At 61.8% G+C, this 608-nt stretch carries 1 protein-coding gene; it reads left to right on the forward strand.

Annotated features, from left to right (window positions below; all coding sequences use genetic code 11):
* Window positions 1–608, forward strand: a 608-nt coding sequence (locus A5652_RS24225) for a class I SAM-dependent methyltransferase (RefSeq protein ID WP_067357991.1), incomplete at both ends; no start/stop codon positions are given.

Genomic DNA, 608 nt, shown 5'->3' on the forward strand with positions numbered 1-608 from the left:
CGCGAAGATCGATCTAGCGCTGGGAAAGCTCAAGCTCGAGCCCGGGATGACGCTCCTGGACATCGGCTGCGGCTGGGGAGCCACGCTACGGCGCGCCATCGAGAAGTACGACGTCAACGTGGTCGGCCTGACGCTGTCGGAGAACCAGGCCGAGCATGTGCAGAAGTCTTTCGATCAGATGGACACTTCCCGCACCAGGCGCGTGCTGCTGGAGGGCTGGGAGAAGTTCCACGAGCCGGTGGACCGCATCGTGTCGATCGGCGCCTTCGAGCACTTCGGGCGCCAGCGCTACGGGCGCTTCTTCAAGATGGCCTATCAAGCGCTGCCGCCCGGCGGAGTGATGTTGCTGCACACGATTCTGGCCTACTCGCAGCAACAGCAGCATGAACGTGGTGTCTCGATCACCATGAGCGATTTACGCTTCATGCGATTCATCGGCCAGGAAATCTTTCCGGGTGGACAGCTGCCGGCACAGGAAGACATTTTCAAGTTCGGCGAGGCGGCGGGCTTCTCGATCGAGCGGGTGCAACTGCTGCAGAAGCACTACGAACGGACCCTCAACATCTGGGCGGCCAACCTGGAAGCCAACAAGGACCGGGCCATCGCCA

The sequence above is a fragment of the Mycobacterium sp. 1165178.9 genome (genome assembly GCF_001673555.1).
In the GTDB taxonomy this organism is placed as follows: domain Bacteria; phylum Actinomycetota; class Actinomycetes; order Mycobacteriales; family Mycobacteriaceae; genus Mycobacterium.